Here is a 3,364-nt window from a genome sequence, read left to right as displayed (position 1 = left end):
ACTATTCATCGATCCACGGCATGCCTCGGTCGAACAAATCAAAGCTCAACTGCAGGATATCTTTTCAGGGCAATACACTGCGGCGCTCGTGAATGCGCTTCCATTATTGCGCGCAGCGGCGATGCGGAACTTTTGAGTTCACACCTGTTCGCGCGCCGTCTTGAGTGTCAATCGCAGTCGTGCGTGACTGTCGCTCCTGGTTCGCGCTGTTGCGCGACGCCGTTACGTCGCGGAAACGTCCATGAGCTATATTTAGTAGGTTGGCATAGGGGGGTCGCGGCTGGCTCGAGAGCGCGGCACGCGACGGACGGGATTGATATGAGCGAGACGACCATCGTCGGACGCATTGCGAGCTTGCTCCCGCAGCGGCTGCAGGACGCGATGTATGTGGCGCGCATGCGAATGAGAATTCGGTCGGAGTTTGCTGCCGACCGTCGGCGCTACGCACGATACGCCGCGCCCAACGACTGGGTCGTTCTGTCAGCTATGGACCCGCGTCAAATTGAAGGACAGGCAACAAAAGATTACCATCGCGTTGAAAAGGGACTCACCCTGCCCAACCCCGCTCGCCCGTTTGGGCGCGCGGTGCATTCGCGGTTGAATCAAGTTTTGCCGGCCCTAGCCTCTCAGCCTTTGGTGTCAAGCCACGTAAGTACCGCCGTGGCAGCGCTGTCCCAGTGGAATGCGGGTGGCGAAGTAGCTGAGGACATAGCGCCGCTGCGTAGAGAATCGGCTGCGCTCGGCGCCGATGTCCTGCAGGAATTTTTCGAATCTCGTCGGAGCGTCCGTGACTTCGACGGAGCTCGCGATGTGCCTGAAGACATTCTGCTGAAAGCTGCGGAGTTGGCCGGGCACTCACCTTCGGTCTGTAACCGCCAGGGATGGAGCTTGATTTTCGCGACCGGGGAAGCCACGAGACGAATGCTCGGTCACCAGAACGGGAACCGAGGCTTCGGTGAAACAGTCCCCGTTGTGGCGCTGATCTCAATGGATACGCGACTTTTCGCGGGGTCCGAGGAGCGTAATCAAGCTTGGATTGATGGTGGTTTGTTCGCTATGACCCTAGTTTGGGCGCTCCACGGTCTCGGTTTGGACTCCTGCATGCTCAATCTGTCATTGACGAATGAGCAAGCAGATCAGCTGCGCAGTCACGCGGAGCTAGGCGAGTACGACCTACCCATTGCGATGGTGGCGATTGGATACGGGGCAGAGGGTCATAGGGTTGCTCGGTCTCCTCGAAGGCCAGTCGAGCAAATAGTGGAATTCCGTCACTAGAGTGGCAGCTCAACTTCCCGTAGCAATATTGGGTCTGGTGCTAGCATTTTTTGTAGCACTCATTTCGTACGGGCTAGGCCGTAGATTCGGAGCAACGTGGATCTTGATGGGCGGCATCATCTTGTCGCTTGTTCTTTTTCCGCGGACGATCCTGGGGTCTAGTCCGTTCGACACGGGCAGGTCAGGTATATCAGGCTACGAACCTCGACTGATGACGTATACGGTCGCTATTATCTTGGTCGTCTTGGTGGCGGTTGTCTCGCGTTCTATTCGCACGTCGGCTCTACTTATTGCGCCAGCATGCATTTTTCTGACATTGTGGTCGCAGTTTATTTGGAGGGGGACAACCCAGGAGTTAGCTGGCTCGTTACACCTGTTTGTCGCGTTGCTCGGCTGGGTCGCTGGAATCTATTTATCCCGCCTCACGTCGCATCGACGTGAGCTGCGGGCCCTTCTCGTTCTGATACTTCTCGCAACAGCATTTCAGCTGCTTGTTGTAATCGTGCAAACTGCGGGGGTTCCTATATTTCCGCAGTCGGCGGGCTCAGCCATTTACGAGGGTGGCAGGGCGAACGGAACCTTTGGGCACCCATCCACTCTTGGTAAGATATTGCTACTGACGAGTGCGGTTGTACTGCCCTCGACCGTTTCAAAGCAGCGCAGTATTAGGAATATGTCCTGGTGGATCCTGGGCCTCGCTGTGCCCGCTACTGTCCTAACTGAGAGTCGCGCGAACGCGTTGTCGCTGGGCATATTGCTCGTGGGATGGGTGGTCCTGCTTCCCACTTCTCAGAATTTGGGAAAGAAGATCACTATTGTTGCCGGACTCGGCCTCGTTGTGTTCCTGTCGGCCGGAATCTGGGCGGAGCGAATCGCGACGGGTGAGGACGGTACATTCCGCGCTCATTTTACCGAGGTCGCTCTTGCGAGCATATCTCTTATGCCTTGGTCGGGAACGGGGCCGAACAGCTACGTAGAGGTTGCGGGTAGACTCGACGCTTTGACAGCCAGTGGCTGGCCTGTGCACAATTCATTTTTGCTTGCCGCAGCTGAGTTGGGTATTGCGGGGGCTGTGGCTCTCTTTCTCCCGATGATTGCGCTTGCACTCAGATCGGCAATCCGAGTTCTAGCGCTCCGGCCTTCGCCAAGTGATAAAGCTGCGATTGTGATGACAATCGCAATTCTGCCTATAGCGTTGACCGGGTGGGGAATGATGAGCGACACTTTGCCGTTGTGGTACTTCGCAGCCGGTTATCTTTGGGGTGCGCCCGTCGCCGCCTTGCCGAAGGATCAAGGTGGTTTATCGCTGGGCGCCAGCAAACGACTACATCAACCCGTGGAGTAGTGCGCGGGCCCTAGGTGCGCACGCACGACTTGATCTGCGGCTTTATGCTGTTGCAGGTGTAGGCGGGTACCGGACCACGTGGCACCCGTCGCCGCCTGGGGCGTCGTTGACCGGGAGCGAGCATTGGGGTGGACGGCCTCCATCTCGCTCGAAGAGGGCATGGAGCGCACGGTCGCCTGGTATCGCGACCACGTCGACACCATCCGCGAGTAGATGTACCGACACGTTGTGCTGTTCCGGGTCCGTGACGACGTCACGGACCCGAACGTGTCTCGAGCGATCGACCTGCTGCGCGGGCTCGGCGACCAGCCGGGAGTGACCGCGTGGGACATCGCCCTGTCGCTCGACACGCGAAAAGGACGCGTCATCGTCGAGGACGGGACGTTCGCCGACGCCGCGGCCTTCGCCGCCTGGCGCGTAAGCGCAGACCACGTGCGCGTCGCGGAGCACGTGGCATCCCTCGCCGACTGGATCGTGGGGGACTGGGAACGCTCATAGCCCGCTCAGAGACGACCGCCGCTGTCAAGAGCCATCCGTCTGAGCGCCGGTGGTCCAGGCTGACCCCACAGTGGAACGTTCAACGGCCATGGGGGCCGGCACCAACGGAGGACGGCGTTCGGGGGCAGGGGCACCTCGCGACGCCCTCAGCGGCGCGCCTGCCGACGTGTCCACCCCCGCGGGCGTCGCCCGTCTGCTTCGCGAGCAGTACGACCTCGACCTGACCGSCCTCGAACCGCTCGAGGC

4 protein-coding genes are annotated in these 3,364 nt (G+C 59.5%); all 4 read left to right on the top strand.

Going from position 1 to position 3,364, the window contains the following annotated elements:
• Window positions 1-318 precede the first annotated feature (318 nt).
• The 4 genes from DC432_RS15920 to DC432_RS15915 all read left to right on the top strand — a co-directional run bounded on the left by DC432_RS15920 (window position 319) and on the right by DC432_RS15915 (window position 3,118).
• On the top strand, window positions 319-1,275 hold the full coding sequence (locus tag DC432_RS15920) for a nitroreductase family protein (protein WP_116538665.1): 957 nt from the start codon (window positions 319-321) through the stop codon (window positions 1,273-1,275).
• A 673-nt stretch (window positions 1,276-1,948) separates the two neighbouring features.
• Window positions 1,949-2,620, top strand: coding sequence for an O-antigen ligase family protein (locus DC432_RS16265; protein WP_133177979.1), 672 nt, complete (start codon window positions 1,949-1,951; stop codon window positions 2,618-2,620).
• A gap of 78 nt (window positions 2,621-2,698) precedes the next feature.
• The gene (locus DC432_RS16880) at window positions 2,699-2,833 is read left to right on the top strand and encodes a hypothetical protein (RefSeq protein WP_279304095.1); all 135 of its coding nucleotides are present in this window, start codon (window positions 2,699-2,701) and stop codon (window positions 2,831-2,833) included.
• On the top strand, window positions 2,834-3,118 hold the full coding sequence (locus DC432_RS15915; protein ID WP_116536896.1) for a Dabb family protein: 285 nt from the start codon (window positions 2,834-2,836) through the stop codon (window positions 3,116-3,118). It abuts the gene before it with no gap.
• Window positions 3,119-3,364 lie beyond the last annotated feature (246 nt).

Origin of the sequence: Microbacterium testaceum (genome assembly GCF_003075375.1) — a bacterium.
Taxonomy (GTDB): Bacteria; Actinomycetota; Actinomycetes; order Actinomycetales; family Microbacteriaceae; genus Microbacterium; species Microbacterium testaceum_E.
Note: the sequence above shows the minus strand (reverse complement) of the source record. Positions and strands in the feature narration are given on the sequence as shown.

Bases quoted from the DNA above. Each gene is read 5' to 3' on its own strand.
- DC432_RS16265 (WP_133177979.1), top strand. From the start codon at position 1,949: ATGTCCTGGTGGATCCTGGGCCTCGCTGTGCCCGCTACTGTCCTAACT.
- DC432_RS15920 (WP_116538665.1), top strand. From the start codon at position 319: ATGAGCGAGACGACCATCGTCGGACGCATTGCGAGCTTGCTCCCGCAG.
- DC432_RS15915 (WP_116536896.1), top strand. From the start codon at position 2,834: ATGTACCGACACGTTGTGCTGTTCCGGGTCCGTGACGACGTCACGGAC.